Here is a 17,758-nt window from a genome sequence, read left to right on the forward strand (position 1 = left end):
GTGGGTGCGGGCCGCCGGTCCGCGCGCGGAGTGGCAGCGATGGGACTGATCGCTTCGGTGCTGGCGCTGTTCGGCTGCGACCAGCGCAAGGTCGACGAGGCGCTGAACAAGGCGGGCGACGCCGCGCGCTCGGCCTGGCAGTCGGTCCAGCCCGACAGCCAGCTGTTCAAGGGGATCGAGCCGGGCGTCTCCAGCGAGGACGACGTGCGCCGCCAGGCCGGCCGGCCCGAGATCGTCTGGGAAGAGGAGAACGGTGCGCGCCGCCTCGAATATCCGCGCGGGCCCGAGGGCGCCACCACCTGGATGGTGACGATCGGCGCCGACGGCAAGGTCGGCGCGATCGAACAGGTGCTGACGGCGGAGAACTTCCAGCGCGTGCGTGCCGGCATGAGCCAGGACAGCGTCCGCCGCATGCTGGGCAAGCCCACGAAGATCGAGGCCTTCCGCCTGAAGCAGGAAACCGTGTGGGGCTACCGCTGGTGGGAGACCTCGCAGGACAAGGCCTTCTTCAACGTGCACTTCGGCACGGACGGGCTCGTCACGCATACCTCGCGCAGCGACGATCCGTCGAAGGTGCAGGGCGGCTGACGCCGCCCTCGCACGCGCGAGGCGATCAGCGAATGCGCATGCCGGGCACCGCGCCGGCATGCGGTTCGAGGATGTAGAGGCCCGGCGCCGCCTTCTCGTCGGCCGCCGAGGCCGCCAGCACCATGCCTTCGGACAGGCCGAACTTCATCTTGCGCGGTGCCAGGTTGGCGACCACCACGGTCAGCTTGCCGACCAGCTGCTCCGGCTGGTAGGCCGACTGGATGCCCGAGAAGACGTTGCGCGTCTTGCCCTCGCCCAGGTCCAGCGTCAGCTGCAGCAGCTTGTTCGAGCCCTCGACCTTCCTGCATTCGACGATGCGCGCCACGCGCAGGTCGACCTTGGCGAAATCGTCGATCGTGATGGTGTCGGCGATGGGCTCGATGCCGGCGGGGGCGGCATTGCCGGCCTCGGCTCCGGCCGCGCCGGCCGCCGGCGCGGCCTGCAGCGAGTCGCGGTTGGCGGCCAGCAGCGCCTCGATCTGCTTGGCGTCCACGCGTGTCATCAGGTGCGAGTACGGCTTGATCGGGCTGGCGCTGCTCAGCTGCCGGTCGATCGCGCGCCAGTCCAGCGGCTCGACATTGAGGAAGGCCTCGACGCCGGCCGCGACGTTGGGCACCACGGGCTTCAGGTAGACCGTCAGCAGGCGGAACGCTTCCAGCGACACCGAGCAGGCGGCATGCAGGGCCGGGCGTTTCGCCTCGTCCTTGGCCAGTTCCCACGGCTTCTCGGCATCGACGAAGGCGTTGACGGCGTCGGTCAGCTCCATCACCAGGCGCAGCGCCTTGCTGTATTCGCGGCCCTCGTACAGCTGCGCGATCTGCGGCGCGGCCTGGCGCAGCTGCTCAAGCAGCGGGTGCGACAGCGCGGCGTCGTCGACGCGGCCGTCGAAGCGCTTGACCAGGAACCCCGCCGCCCGGCTGGCGATGTTGACGTACTTGCCGATCAGGTCGCTGTTGACCCGCGAGACGAAGTCGTCCAGGTTCAGGTCCAGGTCTTCCATGCTGGCGTTCAGCTTGGCGGCGAAGTAGTAGCGCAGCCATTCCGGGTTCATGCCGGTGTCGATATAGCTCTGCGCGGTGATGAAGGTGCCGCGCGACTTGCTCATCTTGGCGCCGTCGACGGTCAGGAAGCCGTGCGCGAACACATTGGTGGGCGTGCGGTAGCCCGAGAAACGCAGCATCGCCGGCCAGAACAGCGTGTGGAAGTACAGGATGTCCTTGCCGATGAAGTGGTATTGCTCGGCGGTCGAATGCGGGCCGACCCAGGCGTCGAAGTCGATGCCCTTGCGCTCGCACAGGTTCTTGAAGCTGGCGTAGTAGCCGATCGGCGCGTCCAGCCAGACGTAGAAGAACTTGCCCGGCGCGCCGGGGATCTCGAAGCCGAAATAGGGCGCGTCGCGCGAGATGTCCCAGTCCGACAGCGTCGAAGCCTCGCCGTCGCCGCCCAGCCATTCCTGCATCTTGTTGCTGGCTTCCGGCTGGGCCAGGTCGGCCACCCACTCGCGCAGGAAGCTCTCGCAGCGCGGATCGGACAGCTTGAAGAAATAGTGGGTCGAGGACTTGCGCACCGGCGTGGCGCCCGACACCACCGAGTACGGGTTCTTCAGGTCGGTCGGCACATAGGTGGTGCCGCAGACCTCGCAGGAGTCGCCGTACTGGTCCTTGGCGCCGCACTTGGGGCACTCGCCCTTGATGAAGCGGTCCGGCAGGAACATGTTCTTGACCGGATCGTAGAACTGCTCGACGTCGCGCTCGGCGATCAGGTCCTCCGCCTTCAGCGCCAGGTAGATCTTCTCGCACAGCAGCCGGTTCTCCTCGGAGTCGGTGCTGTAGTAGTTGTCGAACGAGACCAGGAAGCTGTCGAAGTCGCGCTTGTGCTCGTTCCACACCCGGTCGATCAGTTGCTTCGGCGTGATGCCTTCCTTTTCCGCGCGCAGCATCACGGGCGTGCCGTGCGTATCGTCGGCGCCCACGTAATAAACCTCGTTGCCCATCATGCGCTGGAAGCGGACCCAGATATCGGTCTGGATGTATTCCACCAGGTGGCCGATATGGATCTGGCCGTTGGCGTAAGGCAGGGCAGATGTGACGAGGATGCGACGTGCTGTCATGGGGATGCCGGTCGGGAAGCGGTTGGATATCGGTGTTCCGCGGCGCGGGCGGGGCCGGCGCGGAAAACCGACATTCTAGCAAGCGGGGGAGGCGGCCACCGGCCGCGGCGCCGGCGCGGACCGCGCGGCCACGCGTGCGGGCAAACGCGCGGCCCGGTGCGTGACCAGGTGCGGCCCAAAAAAAAGCGCCGGTCTGAGCCGGCGCAGCTTTCCACAACGGAAAAGGAGGAGAAATCAGGTACCGCCCGGGAGGTCAGCCACCCATCGCGAGCCAGCAACGGTGGCAAGCGGTACCTGTTTCTATGACTCCATCACCCTTGAATTGGTTTCAAAAAAATTTCGACCCGGCGATTTTGGGCCCGGCCGGCCTCGGTGGCGTTGTCCGCGATGGGCTGGGACTGGCCCCGGCCCTCGGCGCTCAGGCGGTTGCGCGCGACCCCGCGGTCGCCCAGGTAGCCGGCCACGCTCTGGGCGCGGCGCTGGGACAGCTGCATGTTGTAGGTCGGGTTGCCGGTGCTGTCGGTATGGCCGATCACCGTGGCGTTGACGTCCTGATGCTGGCTCAGCGTCTGTGCGACCTGGTCGAGCACCGAGCGGAACGACGGCTTGATGGTCGCGCTGTCGGTATCGAACGTCACCTGGCTGGGGATATTGACCTTCAGCGAGCCGTCCGGCTGCTCGGTGATCTGGGTGCCGGTGCCGGCGGTATCGCGGCTCAGCTTGCCCCGGATCGCGTTCCAGTTGTAGCCCAGCGCACCGCCCGCGGCGGCGCCGACGGCCGCGCCGATCACGGTGCCCTTGGTGTTGCCGCCGATCAGGTTGCCCAGGCCGGCGCCCACGGCGGCGCCCGCACCGGTACCCACGGCGGTGTGCGTACCCTGCTCGGTCGCACAGCCGGCGGCCAGTGCGGCGACGATCGAAAGGCTGACGAGCTTGAGTTTCATGCTTTCTCCTTCTGTCGATTGTTGTGCTTCAACTGCGGCTGCCTGCGCCTCGGGTTGAGGCATTGTGACGCACTGGCCTAATTGCGCCAGCAGCTTCCAAAAAATGCAAGCGCCAAGTGGCGATTCAGGCTGCTTTCGGGCACCGCCGAAGTCTCGGGCGGGATCCGGGGCGAGCCGACGTTTCGGGGCACTACAATAGGGAGATGGCGCCCCGTGCACAAGCGCCACGCTGTGAAAGTTGTAAGCACGTGTAATCCCTTGTGCACCACAGGGATAATCGAAGCCTTCCTGGCCCTCGCCGAGCCGCGGGGCCACTCTTTGATACAGTACGCGCCTTCCCCCACATATCAAGTAGCGGAGATTGTCTTGAGCCTTACCGTTGACCAGGTTACCGAAGCCTTGCGTACCGTGATCGATCCCAACACGGGCAAGGATCTGGTGAGCACGCGCTCCGCCCGCAATATCCGTGTCGATGGCGGCGATGTCTCGCTCGACGTCGAACTCGGCTATCCGGCCAAGAGCCAGCTCGACCCGATTCGCAAGCTGGTGATCGCGGCGCTGCGCGCCCTGCCTGGCGTCACCAATGTCAGCGTGACGGTGACCATGCACATCGTCGCCCATGCCGTGCAGCGCGGCGTCAAGCTGCTGCCGGGCGTCAAGAACGTGATCGCGGTCGCCTCCGGCAAGGGCGGCGTCGGCAAGTCCACCACCGCCGTCAACCTCGCGCTGGCGCTGGCCGCCGAAGGCGCGCGCGTCGGCATGCTGGACGCCGACATCTACGGCCCGAGCCTGCCGATGATGCTGGGCATCGACGGCCGTCCCGAGTCCGCCGACGGCCAGACCATGGAGCCGCTGGAGGGCCACGGGCTGCAGGCCAACTCGATCGGCTTCCTGATCGAGCAGGACAACCCGATGGTATGGCGCGGGCCGATGGTGACCTCGGCGCTGGAGCAGCTGCTGCGCCAGACCAACTGGCACGAACTGGATTACCTGATCGTCGACATGCCGCCGGGCACCGGCGACATCCAGCTGACGCTGTCGCAGAAGGTGCCCGTGACCGGCGCGGTGATCGTCACCACGCCGCAGGACATCGCGCTGCTGGACGCGCGCAAGGGCCTGAAGATGTTCGAGAAGGTCGGCATCCCGATCCTCGGCATCGTCGAGAACATGGCGGTCTATTGCTGCCCGAACTGCGGCCACGTCGAGCATATCTTCGGCGAGGGCGGCGGCGAGCGGATGTGCGAGCAATATGGCGTCGACCTGCTGGGCAGCCTGCCGCTGAACCTGTCGATCCGCCAGCAGGCCGATTCCGGCCGGCCCACGGTGGTCGCCGAGCCCGACAGCCCGATCGCCGAGCTCTACCGCGGCATCGCGCGCAAGGTGGCGATCAAGGTCGCCGACAAGGCGCGCGACATGACCAGCAAGTTCCCCAGCATCGTCGTGCAGAACACCTGACCATGGAACCGATGCAGTCCGAGGCTCCGCCGCCGGCCGGCGGCCGCCCCGCCGTCACGATGGCGGTGGTGATGCGCAGAATCGCGCTGGCGAGCCGCTGGCAGCCCTGGAAGTGGGAGCTCGAAGCGGTGGTGCCGGACCTTGGCGCGTTCGGTACCGAGCCGCACTGCCTGCACGAGGACGAGCAGGGCGCCCGCTGGCTCTATCCCGGCTACCCCGTCGAGCTGTTCCGCGACGAAGCCGAGGGCTACTATCTGAACCTGAGCTCCACGGCGCCGTGCTGGTTCGTGCTGTGGCGCATGGACGAGACCCAGCCGGAAGACGGGCGCCGGCCGCTGCCGGTGACCGTCTCGCTGTCGTACAACGAGGCGGGGCGCTGGCTCGATGCCGGCGAGACGGTCGAGAACGTGCCGCTCGCACCCGAACAGCTGGCCTGGCTGCAGGCCTATGTGGCCGAGCACTACCGGCCCGAGCCGAAGAAGCGCCGGCGGCCGGAGTCGTTCAAGTCGCCGCAGGACCGGGCGCGCTATTGAGCGCACGGCCGAACGCACCACTCCACTGAACGCGTTGCTGAGCACGCCATTGAAATCCGCGGCAGGGATGTCGTTACCCGTCTCTTTGCCGCCTGACTTTCCATCATGAGCGATTCGACCGAAACGTCCTTCCTGTCCCGCTGGTCACGCCGCAAGGCCGCCGTGCGCGAGGGCAAGGCCGTGGCAGCCGAACCCGTATCGCCGCCTGCCGCGTCGCCCGCCGCGCCGGTCGCCGTTCCGGCAAAGGCCGATGTGAAGGCCGACGCAACGGCCGGTGCCGTCGCGCCCGAGGCCGAAGCCCCGCCCGCGCCGACGCTGGCCGACGTGGCGATGCTCAAGCCCGGCGACAGCGTGGCCCGCTTCGTCGCCCGGGGCGTCGACGAAACCGTCAAGCGCGCCGCGCTGAAGACGCTGTTCGCCGACCCGCATTTCAATGTGATGGACGGGCTCGATATCTATATCGACGACTACAGCAAGCCGGACCCGATTCCGCCCGACGTGCTGCGGCGCCTGCGCCAGTCCGAGACGCTGGGCCTGTTCGATCCGATCGAGGAAGTGGAAGAGCCCGGCACCGCTGCCGGCCGTCAGGGCTCGGCTCCGGACGACGAAGCGCAAGCTCAAGCCGGGGCCGAATCGTCCGTTGATGTCCCCGAGGACGGTACCGGCGAGCCGGATGGCACCGCACAGGCCGGCGCGCACATCGCCCCGGACGACGGCGCCGATGCCGGCGTGAAGGCGCAAACCACGCCCGCGCCGGGGGGCGATGCCACCCCCGCCGTGCCGCATACCGAACCAGCTACGGACAAACCTGCGTAGCCCCGGCCCCGCGTCGGGCCTACAATGTCACTCCCCCACAAACCGCCGGCGCGGACCCGCTCGAAAGAAGCGGGCTGGCAAGCCGGCCAGCTGTACCGACCATGCCGACGCTGATCTGCAATTGCAACGACACCATGCCGCTTGACGGGGCGGCACTGTCGGATGCCTCCACCCAGCCGGGCGCCGCCCCGCTGAAAGTCCACCGCCTGTTGTGCCGCCGCGAGGTCGGCGCCTTCACCGCCGCGCTCGACGGCACCGAAGACGTGATCGTCGCCTGCACGCAGGAACGCCCGCTGTTTACCGAACTGGCCGCGAAGACGCAGGCCGACGGCGTCGTCACCGCGCCGGTGCGCTTCGTCAATATCCGCGAGACCGGCGGCTGGTCGCGCGGCGCGCGCAAGGACCCGCGCACGGTCAATGCCAAGATCGCCGCGCTGCTGGCCGCCGCGGCGCTGCCCGACCCGGACCCGGTGCCGGTGGTCGACTACCGCTCGGCCGGCAGCGTGCTGGTGTTCGGCCCGGCCGCGCGCGCGCTGCCGTGGGCTGACCGCCTCGGCGAGGCGGGCCTGCAGGTGACGGTTCTGCTCGGCGGGTCCAAGGGCACCCGCCCTGGCACCGGCGCCGTCGATGGCGCGACGCCGCCCGCGACGCGCGACTATCCGGTCCACAGCGGCCGGCTCGACAAGTTGAGCGGCTGGCTCGGCGCCTTCGAGGCCAGCTGGGAGACCGGCGCGGGCCGCGCCAATCCGATCGATCTGGACCTGTGCACGCGCTGCAATGCCTGTATCGAGGCCTGCCCGGAAGGCGCGATCGACTTCAGCTACCAGATCGACCTGAGCCGCTGCACCGCCCATCGCGATTGCGTGAAGGCCTGCGGCGCCGCCGCGGCGATCGATTTCGACCGGCCCGCCGCCACGGTCAGCGAGCGTTTCGACCTGGTCTTCGACTTGAACGACAGCCCCTTCTTCGGCCGGCACGCGCCGCCGCAGGGCTATCTGCACGCGGGCGCGGACCCGCTGCGCCAGGAACGGATGGCGCTCGCCGCGACGCAGCGGGTCGGCGAATTCGAGAAGCCCAAGTTCTTCCAGTACAAGGAATCGCTGTGCGCGCACGGCCGCAACCGGACCACGGGCTGCTCGGCGTGTATCGACGTCTGCTCGGCCGAGGCGATCGGCTCGCGCTGGCAGGACGGCAAGGGCCGCATCGAGGTCGCGCCGAACCTGTGCGTGGGCTGCGGGGCCTGCACCACGGTCTGCCCGACCGGCGCGATCAGCTATGCCTATCCGAAGCCCGATCATCAGGGCCGGCGCCTGCGCACGCTGCTGTCGACCTACCGGCAGGCGGGCGGGCGTGATGCCGTGCTGCTGCTGCATGGGCAGGAGCATGGCGATGCGCGCATCCTGGCGCTCGGCAGGGAGGCCCGCGCGGGCCGGCTCGACGGCATCGCACCGAACGTGATTCCGGTCGGCCTGTTCCATCCGGCCTCGGTCGGCCTGGAGTTGTGGCTGGCGGCGATCGCCTGGGGCGCGGACCGCGTCGCGGTGATGCTGACCGGCGACGAAGCGCCGCAATATCGCACCGCGCTGGCCGAGCAGATGGCGGTGGCGCAGGCCATCCTTACTGGCCTGGGCTATCGCGGCGAATTCCTTACGCTGATCGACGCGCCCGATGCCGGCTCGCTCGATCGCGCGCTGGCGCGCTTGTCGCCCAATGTTGCTGCCAAGGGCGCCGCGCTGCCGCCGGCTGCCTTCCATGCCGCCGCGGCCAAGCGGGAAACGCTGGGCTTCGCGCTCGATCACCTGGCCGCGCATGCGCCGCTGCCGGCCGAGACCGTGCCGCTGCCGGCCGGCGCGCCGCTGGGCGCGGTGCAGGTCGACACCGGCCGCTGCACGCTGTGCATGGCCTGCGTCGGCTCCTGTCCGTCGCAGGCGCTGCGCGACAACAGCGAGCGCCCGGTGCTGTCCTTCCTCGAGCGCAACTGCGTGCAGTGCGGCCTGTGCGAGCGGACCTGCCCGGAAGACGCGATCACGCTGGTGCCGCGCCTGCTGACCGGCGATGTCGTGCGCCAGCCCGTCACGCTGCACGAGACCAGGCCGTTCCACTGCATCCGCTGCGCCAAGCCCTTCGGCACCGCGCAGATGGTCGAGGCCATGCTGGGACGGCTGGCCGGCCATCCGGCCTTTGCCGGCGCCGCCGCCGATCGCCTGAAGATGTGCAGCGACTGCCGGGTCGTCGACATGATCGAGAAGGACACCGGGGCCGCGACCGGCGCGACGCTGCAATGAGCAGGGCGCCGGCGGCAGCCGGCGCCGCTTTCCGATGCCGCAGGCCGATGCCACGAGCCGATGCCACGAGCCGATGCGACAGGCCATTGCCACGAGCCAATGCCGCAGGCCGATGCGGCCCTTGACGTAGTACTGCCACCTCTCACCGCGATCCGATGACCGATTTCCAGCCTATCCAGCTGACCCAGGCCGCCCCCGCGGACCAGGCCGAAGACACCGCCCGCGCCGACCTCTACGGCCTGCTGGCCACGCTGTTCTATCGCGCCCCCGACGCGGCGTTGCTGCACCATATCGCCGCCAATCGCGCCCATGCCGACGATGCCGCCAGCCCGCTGGGCCAGGCGTGGAACGCGCTGGGCGAAGCGGCGGCGGGCACCACCGAGGCGGAGGCCGCCGACGAGTACCAGCAACTGTTCGTCGGCATCGGCAAGCCCGATGTATTCCTGTACGGCTCGTACTACCAGACCGGCTTCCTGCATGAACGCCCGCTGGTGGCGGTGCGCGAAGATCTGGCGCGCTACGGGCTCGAACGTCATGAAGGCGTCAGCGAACCCGAGGACCATATCGCGACGCTATGCGAGGTGATGCGCTTCCTGATTGCCGGCGACGATGTCGCGGTGTCCAACCTCGGCGAGCAGCAGCGCTTCTTCGCGCGCCATCTGCAACCGTGGGTCGAATCGCTGTGCGATACGGTCATCGCCCATCCGGGCGCGCGCTTCTATGCGCGCGCGGCGGAACTGCTGAAGTCGTTCGCGGCCGTCGAGGCGGTCGCGATGGAGATGCATTGATTGCTTGAATTGCGTGAATTCCCTGAATTGCCTGAATTGCGCGGATTGCCTGGATTGCGTGGCAGCGCTAAAGCCCACGGCCCGGTGAGCCGATAAACGCAGTTGGCGTGCAGAACGAGATGTCGCGATGCGGGTTCGCGTGGCGTGCAAAGACATGTCTCAAGACATTTGATGCACAGCGCCATGATTACGGAAAATCAGGATAAACCCGCGGTCAGCATGGCCATTGCGTACAGATCGATCTACAATACGCAAAAGAATGCATAACTAGATTGGTAATCGGTAAATATTACCGAGGAGCCCCCCATGAAAGAGAAGGAAACCCGGGTCGCACGTCGCCATTTCCTCGCCGGTGCTGGCATCGTGACTGCCGCCGCGGGTGCCGCGGCCCTGACCGCGCGCACTCCCGCCGCCCCCGCCGGTGCGATCCCCGCGCCGGAACCCACTCCTGCCGACAGCAACGGTTACCGTGTCTCTGAACACGTACGGAAGTATTACCGGACGACGCTGGTATAAGCCGCGCGATTGCCGGCCCGCCGCGATGCCGGCGCGGCCGTCTCTCGCGATATCGCCTTTGCCTGCTTCGTACCTTTCCCGAGGTGACACATGATTCTGACCCGCAAGCACGCGGCCCAGGGCGGCGCCCCTGCGCAGCGCGTTGATCGACTCGCGTCCGCTCAGCCGGCCGCCGCTTCGTCCGCACGCCTGTCGGCGCGGCTGGCCACGAGCCTCGCCGGCGCGATGCCGACCATGGACCGCCGCAGCTTCCTGAAGCGCTCGGGCATCGGCGTGGGCGCGGGCCTGGCTGCCTCGCAACTGTCGCTGATCCGCAAGGCCGATGCCGCCGACGGCAAGGCCGCCGGCAACGGCAAGGGCGATATCGTCGTGCGCCGCACGGTCTGCGGCCACTGCTCGGTCGGCTGCGCGGTCGACGCGGTGGTGCAGAACGGCGTCTGGGTCCGCCAGGAGCCGGTGTTCGATTCGCCGATCAACATGGGCGCGCACTGCGCCAAGGGTGCGGCGCTGCGCGAGCACGGCCACGGCGAGTACCGCCTGAAATATCCGATGAAGCTCGTCAACGGCAAGTACCAGCGCATCAGCTGGGACCAGGCCCTGGACGAGATCACCGCGAAGATGAAGCAGATCCGCCAGGAGACCGGCCCGGATTCGATGTTCTTCATCGGCTCGTCCAAGCACAGCAACGAGCAGTCCTACCTGCTGCGCAAGTGGGTGTCGTTCTTCGGCACCAACAACACCGACCACCAGGCGCGCATCTGCCACTCGACCACTGTCGCGGGCGTGGCCAATACCTGGGGCTACGGTGCGATGACGAACTCGTACAACGATATGCAGAACAGCAAGGCTGCGCTGTATATCGGCTCGAACGCGGCCGAGGCGCATCCGGTGTCGATGCTGCATCTGCTGCATGCCAAGGAAAACGGCTGCAAGGTGATCGTGGTCGATCCGCGCTACACCCGCACCGCGGCCAAGGCCGAGCAGTATGTCCGCATCCGTTCGGGCACCGACATCCCGTTCCTGTTCGGCGTGCTGTACCACATCTTCAACAACGGCTGGGAAGACAAGGAATACATCCGCACCCGCGTCTACGGCATGGACAAGGTGCGCGAGGAAGTCCTCGCCAAGTGGACCCCCGACAAGGTCGAAGAGGCCTGCGGCGTGCCCGAGGCCGAGGTCTACAAGGTCGCCGAGACCATGGCCAAGAACCGGCCGAGCACGCTGGTCTGGTGCATGGGCCAGACCCAGCACACGATCGGCAACGCGATGGTGCGCGCCTCCTGCATCGTGCAGCTGGCGCTGGGCAATATCGGCGTGTCGGGCGGCGGCGCCAACATCTTCCGCGGCCACGACAACGTGCAGGGCGCGACCGACGTCGGCCCGAACCCGGACTCGCTGCCGGGCTACTACGGCCTGGCCACCGGCGCGTGGAAGCACTACGCCGCGGTGTGGAACGTCGATTACGAGTGGATCAAGTCGCAGTTCCCCTCGCAGGCGATGATGGAGAAGTCCGGCACCACGGTGTCGCGCTGGATCGATATCGTCACCGAGAAGAGCGATCTGATCGACCAGGACAACAACGTCCGCGGCGTGTTCTTCTGGGGCCATGCGCCGAACTCGCAGACGCGCGGCCTGGAAATGAAGAAGGCGCTCGACAAGCTGGACCTGCTGGTGGTGATCGACCCGTATCCGTCGGCCACCGCGGCGATGGCCAACATGCCGCCCGCCGAGGGCGACAAGGTCAATCCGAACCGCGCCGTCTACCTGCTGCCGGCCGCCACGCAGTTCGAGACCTCGGGCTCCTGCACGGCGTCGAACCGCTCGCTGCAATGGCGCGAGAAGGTCATCGAGCCGCTGTTCGAATCGATGCCCGACCACACGATCATGCAGGCCTTCGCCGACAAGCTCGGCTTCGGCAAGGAGCTGTCGCGCAACTTCAAGATGATCGAGGTCAAGCGCGCCGGCCGTACCTGGATGGAGCCGGAGCCCGAGTCGATCCTGCGCGAGATCAACAGGTCGAACTGGACCATCGGCTACACCGGCCAGTCGCCGGAACGGCTGAAGGCGCATATGAAGAATATGCAGATGTTCGACGTCAAGACGCTGCGCTGCAAGGGCGGCAAGGACGCGGCCACCGGCTACGACCTGACCGGCGACTACTTCGGCCTGCCGTGGCCGTGCTACGGCACGCCGGAGCTCAAGCACCCGGGCTCGCCGAACCTGTACGACACCACGCGCCACGTGATGGACGGCGGCGGCAACTTCCGCGCCAACTTCGGCGTGGAGCGCGACGGCGTCAACTTGCTGGCCGAGGACGGCTCGCACTCCCTGGGCGCGGAGATCACGACCGGCTATCCCGAGTTCGACCACGTGCTGCTCAAGAAGCTGGGCTGGTGGGACGACCTGACCGACGCCGAGAAGCAGGCGGCCGAGGGCAAGAACTGGAAGACCGACCTGTCGGGCGGCATCCAGCGCGTCGTGCTGAAGGTGCACGGCTGCCATCCGTTCGGCAACGCCAAGGCGCGTGCCGTGGTGTGGAACTTCCCGGATCCGATTCCGCAGCACCGCGAGCCGCTGTACTCGACGCGTCCGGACATGGTCGCCAAGTATCCGACCCACGACGACAAGATGGCGTTCTGGCGTCTGCCCACGCTGTACAAGACCGTGCAGCAGCGCAACGTCGAGAACAAGATCCACGAGAAGTTCCCGATCATCCTGACCTCCGGCCGCCTGGTCGAGTACGAGGGCGGGGGCGAGGAAACGCGTTCGAACCCGTGGCTGGCCGAGCTGCAGCAGGAGAACTTCGTCGAGATCAATCCGCGCGCGGCCTCCGCACGCGGCATCCGCAACGGCGACTACTGCTGGGTCAAGACGCCGACCGGCGCCACGCTGAAGGTGCGCGCGCTGGTCACCGAGCGGGTCGGCCCGGATACCGCGTTCATCCCGTTCCACTTCTCGGGCTGGTGGCAGGGCAAGGACATGCTGGACTACTACCCGGACGGTGCGCATCCGATCGTGCGGGGCGAGGCGGTCAACACCGCGACAACCTACGGCTATGACGCGGTGACGATGATGCAGGAAACCAAGACCACGGTCTGCCAGATCGAGCGCTTCGCGTAAGGGGAACACAATGGCACGCATGAAATTCATCTGTGACGCCGAGCGCTGCATCGAGTGCAACAGCTGCGTCACCGCTTGCAAGAACGAGCACGAGGTACCGTGGGGCGTCAACCGGCGCCGCGTGGTGACGGTCAACGACGGCGTGCAGGGCGCGGAGAAATCGATCTCGGTGGCCTGCATGCACTGCTCGGACGCGCCCTGCATGGCGGTCTGCCCGGTCGACTGCTTCTACCGCACCGACGACGGCGTGGTGCTGCACGACAAGGATGTCTGCATCGGCTGCGGCTACTGCTCGTATGCGTGCCCGTTCGGCGCGCCGCAGTTCCCGTCGACCGGCACCTTCGGCGTGCGCGGCAAGATGGACAAGTGCACGTTCTGCGCGGGCGGTCCGGAAGCCAACGGCAGCGAGGCCGAGTTCGAGAAGTACGGCCGCAACCGCCTGTCCGAAGGCAAGCTGCCGCTGTGCGCGGAGATGTGCTCGACCAAGGCGCTGCTCGGCGGCGACGGCGACGTGATCGCCGACATCCTGCGCAACCGCGTGATCAAGCGCGGCACCGGCGGCGATGTGTTCGGCTGGGGCACCGCCTACGGCACCAACGGCAAGGCTGCCCAGACCGCGCCGGCCGCGCCGGCCGGCACCCCGGCTCCGGCCCAGCAGACGCCGGCCGGTCCGTCCACTCCCGCGGGACAGGCATCATGAAGATGAACAAGCTGATGTGGATGGCGGCGGGCGCCGCCGCGCTGATCGGGCTGGCGGGCTGCGGCGAGGAGCCGCAAACCGCCAGGCCGAGCCCGAAGAAGACCGACACGGCGGCCTGGAAGGGCGCGCCCGGCGATCCGTTCGTCGCCACCGGCTGGACGCAGGGCGACCAGACCAGCTGGCAGAAGCAGATCCGCCAGCGCAATCAGCTGCAGAACGAGTACACGCGCGTCCAATGAGTGGGGCGTGCATGGGCGGCCGCCGTTGCCGCCGACTTCAAGCCGATCCGAAGGAGGCCCTATGAGCGCCAAGCTGATTTCCGCGCTGGCCGGCAAGGCCCGTGCCGCCGCGGCAACGGCCGCATGCGCGCTGGCCCTGGCCGTGCCGCTGCTGCATGCCGGCGCGGCGCAGGCGCAGACCACGCCCGCGCAAGCGCCCGCGCAGGCAGCGGCGCAGGGCCAGAGCCCGGCCGCGACGCCGGCGCCGGGCGATGCCGACACCAACAACCCGGCGCTGCATCCGCAGCAGCCGTTCTCGGGCATCGCCTCGCAGAACATCTTCGACGTGCCCGAGCGCGACATCGCCGCCGAGGCGCGCGAGCAGCAGAGCCGCACGCGCACGCAGCCGGGCAACAACGCCCCGGTCTGGCGCGAGATCAACTCTGACCAGCGCCACTACAGCAGCCTGCCCGACAAGGAAGCCGGCGTGCTGATCCTGCGTACCGGCCAGGAATGGCGGCTGTTGCGCAATGGCGTGATCACGGCCTGGGGCGGCTGGCTGCTGGTGCTGGTGCCGGCCGTGATCCTGGCCTTCTTCGTCTGGCGCGGCACCATTCCGCTGAAGTCGGCGCCGACGGGCCGCATGATCGAGCGCTTCACGCCGCTGGAGCGCATCGTCCACTGGACCATGGCGATCGCCTTCGTGGTGCTGGCGGTGTCGGGCATCGTGATGCTGTTCGGCAAGCATTTCCTGCTGCCGATCATGGGCCATACGCTGTTCGGCTGGCTGACCTATCTGCTGAAGAACGTCCACAACATCGTCGGACCGGTCTTCACGCTGTCGCTGATCGTCGGCTTCGTGATCTTCGTGCGCGACAACCTGCCGTCGCGCGACGACATCCGCTGGCTGACCAGCCTGGGCGGCATCGCCAGCGGCAAGCATGTGCCGAGCGGCCGCTTCAATGCCGGCGAGAAGGGCTGGTTCTGGGTCGGCGTGTTCTTCCTTGGGCTGCTGATCTCGGCCTCGGGCTTCGTGCTCGACAAGATCGTGCCGGGCCTGGACTACTACCGCACCACGATGCAGCTGGCCCATATCGTCCACTCGATCGCCGCGATCGTGATGATGGCGATGGCGTTCGGCCATATCTACATGGGCACGATCGGCATGGAAGGCGCCTACCGCGCGATGCGCGACGGCTATGTCGACGAGGCCTGGGCGAAGGAGCACCACGAGCACTGGTACGACGACGTCCGCTCGGGCAAGATCCCGGCGCAGCGTTCCACGCCTTCGCGCCGCCAGCCGGAACGGCGGCCCGCGCCTGGCGAGGCGTAAGCGCTGCCGTACCGGCGTTGTCGGGGAAAGGGCCGGGATGAGCGCTACAATGCATGCTCGACATCACCGTGACAGGAGGTTCGGCATGAAGCGTATTCTTTTCGGTCTGGTGGCAAGCGCTGCGTTGGCAGCGTGTTCGCAGATGGAGCATCTGGGACACAAGATGGGCGGCGGAGCGACGGCGGAACGCGCGGTCGCCCCGCTGACCGCCAAGAGCGGCACCAATACCCAGGGCACCGTCACCTTCACCCAGCATGGCGATCATGTGATGGTGCTGGCGGACGTGACCGGCCTGCCGCCGAATTCGGTGCATGGCTTCCACGTCCACGAGAAGGGCGACTGCTCGGCCCCCGACGCGATGAGCGCCGGCGGCCATTTCAACCCGACCGGGAAGCCGCACGGCTCCGTCAATACGTCGGACCACCATGTCGGCGACATGCCGAACCTGACCGCCGACGCCAACGGCCGCGCGCGGGCAAGCTTCCAGCTGACCAGCATGACCGTCGCGCCCGGCCCCAACAGCATCGTCGGCCGTGCCGTGGTCGTGCACAAGGACCCCGACGACTACAAGACCCAGCCCACCGGCAATTCGGGCGGCCGCATCGCCTGCGGCGTGGTGGTCAAGTCCTGACTGACCTGACCTGACCGGCGCGGCCGGCGCCGTGGTCCGCCGTGGCTCACCACGCGGGCCAGCCAGGGGCCGGTCCCGCCTCGATGTTTTCGATTTCCCCGTACCCATGTCCCTGCGTCCCGAACTGAGCCAAGCCGCCGTCCCGCTGATCGAGGAGGTCGAGGTGGTCGACGAGCAGGGCCGCGTGCGCTCCGCCTTCCTGCCGGGCGAGCGGCCGCTGACGGTCTATCTGGACAAGCGCGAGCTGGTCACGCTGATGACGCTGGGCGGCGCCCCGGAGGCGCTGGTGCTGGGCTATCTGCGCAACCAGCGCCTGGTCGAATCGATCGAGGACATCGCCGCGATCCAGGTCGACTGGGAGACCGAGTCGGCCGCGGTGACCACGCGCGGCGGGGTCGACCGGATCGAGGAGCGCACCGCGCGCAAGATCGTCACGACCGGCTGCGGCCAGGGCACGGTATTCGGCTCGCTGCTCGACGAGGTCGACCAGATCCGGCTGCCCGACGACGCAGTGCTGGACCAGCAGACCCTCTACAGCATCATCGACACGATCCGGCTGCAGCAGTCGGTCTACAAGCAGGCCGGCTCGGTGCACGGCTGCGCGCTGTTCCAGGGGCGCGAGCTGCTGATGTTCATCGAGGACGTGGGCCGCCACAACGCGGTCGACGCGATCGCCGGACGGATGTGGCTGGAGGGAATGGACGGCGCCGACAAGGTGTTCTACACCACCGGCCGCCTGACCTCGGAGATGGTCATCAAGGGCGCGCAGATGGGCATCCCGTTCCTGCTGTCGCGCTCGGGTGTCACGCAGATGGGCTACCAGATGGCCAGGCGCGTCAACATGACGCTGTTCGCGCGCTGCACCGGCAAGCATTTCCTGCTCTATACGGGCCGCCAGCGCTTCCGCCACAGCGAGCCGCAGGCCGCGGTGGCGTAAGGCCGCTCTCCTCGCGCGCTCCCTTCCGCTCTCGCGTCCGCTGTCCTTCCGGCTTGCCCTTCGATACCCCGGCCTGCCTTGCCGGGCCGGCCGCGCTTTGGTTGTACAATGCGGCCCATTGCGCGCCATGTCGCCGGTTGCGGCGTTCCACTTCGCGGCGCTTCCCCCGTTTACCGCTACCTTATGAGCATCAAATCCGACAAGTGGATCCGCCGCATGGCGGAGCAGCATGGCATGATCGAGCCGTTCGAGCCGGGCCAGGTCCGGGAAATGGATGGCCGCAAGATCGTCTCCTATGGCACCTCCAGCTACGGCTACGACATCCGCTGCGCCGACGAATTCAAGATCTTCACCAACATCAACAGCACCATCGTCGACCCGAAGAACTTCGACGAAAAGTCGTTCGTCGACTTCAAGGGCGATGTCTGCATCATCCCGCCGAACTCGTTCGCGCTGGCCCGCACCGTCGAGTATTTCCGCATCCCGCGCAGCGTGCTGACGATCTGCCTGGGCAAGAGCACCTATGCGCGCTGCGGCATCATCGTCAACGTGACGCCGTTCGAGCCCGAGTGGGAGGGCTACGTGACGCTGGAATTCTCGAACACCACGCCGCTGCCCGCGAAGATCTACGCCGGCGAGGGCTGCGCGCAGGTGCTGTTCTTCGAGAGCGACGAGGTCTGCGAGACCTCGTACCGCGACCGTGGCGGCAAATACCAGGGCCAGCACGGTGTCACGCTGCCGAAAACCTGATTGCCCTACAATGCGGGCCAATGGCCCCGGGAAC

Annotated in this window: 16 protein-coding genes; 14 read left to right on the forward strand and 2 right to left on the reverse strand. The window is 67.7% G+C overall.

Features of this window, described 5'->3' with window-relative positions; genetic code table 11:
• The first annotated feature begins 39 nt into the window (after positions 1 to 39).
• Entirely contained in the window at positions 40 to 588 is a 549-nt protein-coding gene (bamE, locus tag KZ686_RS06540) for an outer membrane protein assembly factor BamE domain-containing protein (RefSeq protein ID WP_150084404.1), read from the forward strand.
• A gap of 25 nt (positions 589 to 613) precedes the next feature.
• Here bamE and metG read toward each other — a convergent pair whose 3' ends face one another.
• Positions 614 to 2,698 (reverse strand): methionine--tRNA ligase, encoded by a 2,085-nt coding sequence (gene metG, locus KZ686_RS06545; protein ID WP_150084402.1) that lies wholly within the window; start codon positions 2,696 to 2,698, stop codon positions 614 to 616.
• Positions 2,699 to 3,009: 311 nt separating this feature from the next.
• Positions 3,010 to 3,642, reverse strand: a complete 633-nt coding sequence (locus KZ686_RS06550) for an OmpA family protein (protein WP_023263915.1) — start codon at positions 3,640 to 3,642, stop codon at positions 3,010 to 3,012.
• A 366-nt stretch (positions 3,643 to 4,008) separates the two neighbouring features.
• Here KZ686_RS06550 and apbC point away from each other — a divergent pair, with 366 nt between their 5' ends.
• From apbC to dcd, 13 genes are all read left to right on the forward strand, one after another.
• Complete coding sequence (gene apbC, locus KZ686_RS06555; protein ID WP_006578138.1) at positions 4,009 to 5,097, forward strand: iron-sulfur cluster carrier protein ApbC; 1,089 nt, start codon at positions 4,009 to 4,011, stop codon at positions 5,095 to 5,097.
• A gap of 11 nt (positions 5,098 to 5,108) precedes the next feature.
• Complete coding sequence (locus KZ686_RS06560; RefSeq protein ID WP_149317991.1) at positions 5,109 to 5,630, forward strand: DUF3305 domain-containing protein; 522 nt, start codon at positions 5,109 to 5,111, stop codon at positions 5,628 to 5,630.
• Between the two features lie 105 nt (positions 5,631 to 5,735).
• Positions 5,736 to 6,446 (forward strand): DUF3306 domain-containing protein, encoded by a 711-nt coding sequence (locus KZ686_RS06565; RefSeq protein ID WP_149317719.1) that lies wholly within the window; start codon positions 5,736 to 5,738, stop codon positions 6,444 to 6,446.
• A gap of 101 nt (positions 6,447 to 6,547) precedes the next feature.
• Positions 6,548 to 8,731, forward strand: a complete 2,184-nt coding sequence (locus KZ686_RS06570) for a 4Fe-4S binding protein (protein ID WP_265633266.1) — start codon at positions 6,548 to 6,550, stop codon at positions 8,729 to 8,731.
• A 155-nt stretch (positions 8,732 to 8,886) separates the two neighbouring features.
• Positions 8,887 to 9,519, forward strand: coding sequence for a TorD/DmsD family molecular chaperone (locus KZ686_RS06575; protein WP_149317721.1), 633 nt, complete (start codon positions 8,887 to 8,889; stop codon positions 9,517 to 9,519).
• A 306-nt stretch (positions 9,520 to 9,825) separates the two neighbouring features.
• A complete protein-coding gene (locus tag KZ686_RS06580; protein ID WP_149317722.1) occupies positions 9,826 to 10,035 on the forward strand; it encodes a formate dehydrogenase in 210 nt (69 codons plus the stop codon).
• 90 nt (positions 10,036 to 10,125) lie between these two features.
• Entirely contained in the window at positions 10,126 to 13,155 is a 3,030-nt protein-coding gene (locus KZ686_RS06585) for a molybdopterin-dependent oxidoreductase (protein WP_149317723.1), read from the forward strand.
• A 10-nt stretch (positions 13,156 to 13,165) separates the two neighbouring features.
• Positions 13,166 to 13,855, forward strand: coding sequence for a formate dehydrogenase FDH3 subunit beta (gene fdh3B, locus KZ686_RS06590; RefSeq protein ID WP_149317724.1), 690 nt, complete (start codon positions 13,166 to 13,168; stop codon positions 13,853 to 13,855).
• Between the two features lie 2 nt (positions 13,856 to 13,857).
• Complete coding sequence (locus tag KZ686_RS06595) at positions 13,858 to 14,094, forward strand: hypothetical protein (protein WP_149317992.1); 237 nt, start codon at positions 13,858 to 13,860, stop codon at positions 14,092 to 14,094.
• Positions 14,095 to 14,155: 61 nt separating this feature from the next.
• The gene (locus tag KZ686_RS06600) at positions 14,156 to 15,406 is read left to right on the forward strand and encodes a formate dehydrogenase subunit gamma (protein WP_265633267.1); all 1,251 of its coding nucleotides are present in this window, start codon (positions 14,156 to 14,158) and stop codon (positions 15,404 to 15,406) included.
• Between the two features lie 85 nt (positions 15,407 to 15,491).
• Positions 15,492 to 16,037 (forward strand): superoxide dismutase family protein, encoded by a 546-nt coding sequence (locus KZ686_RS06605; protein ID WP_149317725.1) that lies wholly within the window; start codon positions 15,492 to 15,494, stop codon positions 16,035 to 16,037.
• A gap of 106 nt (positions 16,038 to 16,143) precedes the next feature.
• Positions 16,144 to 16,974 carry a formate dehydrogenase accessory sulfurtransferase FdhD gene (locus KZ686_RS06610; RefSeq protein WP_149317726.1) on the forward strand — a complete coding sequence of 277 codons (831 nt, stop codon included), beginning with the start codon at positions 16,144 to 16,146 and terminating at the stop codon, positions 16,972 to 16,974.
• 183 nt (positions 16,975 to 17,157) lie between these two features.
• Positions 17,158 to 17,724 carry a dCTP deaminase gene (gene dcd, locus KZ686_RS06615; RefSeq protein ID WP_053821151.1) on the forward strand — a complete coding sequence of 189 codons (567 nt, stop codon included), beginning with the start codon at positions 17,158 to 17,160 and terminating at the stop codon, positions 17,722 to 17,724.
• Positions 17,725 to 17,758 lie beyond the last annotated feature (34 nt).

Origin of the sequence: Cupriavidus cauae (assembly GCF_026210475.1) — a bacterium.
Classification (GTDB): domain Bacteria; phylum Pseudomonadota; class Gammaproteobacteria; order Burkholderiales; family Burkholderiaceae; genus Cupriavidus; species Cupriavidus cauae.

Coding starts and splice junctions, on each gene's coding strand:
- bamE (WP_150084404.1), top strand. CDS start 40: ATGGGACTGATCGCTTCGGTGCTGGCGCTGTTCGGCTGCGACCAGCGC.
- metG (WP_150084402.1), bottom strand. CDS start 2,698: ATGACAGCACGTCGCATCCTCGTCACATCTGCCCTGCCTTACGCCAAC.
- KZ686_RS06550 (WP_023263915.1), bottom strand. CDS start 3,642: ATGAAACTCAAGCTCGTCAGCCTTTCGATCGTCGCCGCACTGGCCGCC.
- KZ686_RS06560 (WP_149317991.1), top strand. CDS start 5,109: ATGCAGTCCGAGGCTCCGCCGCCGGCCGGCGGCCGCCCCGCCGTCACG.
- KZ686_RS06565 (WP_149317719.1), top strand. CDS start 5,736: ATGAGCGATTCGACCGAAACGTCCTTCCTGTCCCGCTGGTCACGCCGC.
- KZ686_RS06570 (WP_265633266.1), top strand. CDS start 6,548: ATGCCGACGCTGATCTGCAATTGCAACGACACCATGCCGCTTGACGGG.
- KZ686_RS06575 (WP_149317721.1), top strand. CDS start 8,887: ATGACCGATTTCCAGCCTATCCAGCTGACCCAGGCCGCCCCCGCGGAC.
- KZ686_RS06580 (WP_149317722.1), top strand. CDS start 9,826: ATGAAAGAGAAGGAAACCCGGGTCGCACGTCGCCATTTCCTCGCCGGT.
- KZ686_RS06585 (WP_149317723.1), top strand. CDS start 10,126: ATGATTCTGACCCGCAAGCACGCGGCCCAGGGCGGCGCCCCTGCGCAG.
- fdh3B (WP_149317724.1), top strand. CDS start 13,166: ATGGCACGCATGAAATTCATCTGTGACGCCGAGCGCTGCATCGAGTGC.
- KZ686_RS06595 (WP_149317992.1), top strand. CDS start 13,858: ATGAACAAGCTGATGTGGATGGCGGCGGGCGCCGCCGCGCTGATCGGG.
- KZ686_RS06600 (WP_265633267.1), top strand. CDS start 14,156: ATGAGCGCCAAGCTGATTTCCGCGCTGGCCGGCAAGGCCCGTGCCGCC.
- KZ686_RS06605 (WP_149317725.1), top strand. CDS start 15,492: ATGAAGCGTATTCTTTTCGGTCTGGTGGCAAGCGCTGCGTTGGCAGCG.
- KZ686_RS06610 (WP_149317726.1), top strand. CDS start 16,144: ATGTCCCTGCGTCCCGAACTGAGCCAAGCCGCCGTCCCGCTGATCGAG.
- dcd (WP_053821151.1), top strand. CDS start 17,158: ATGAGCATCAAATCCGACAAGTGGATCCGCCGCATGGCGGAGCAGCAT.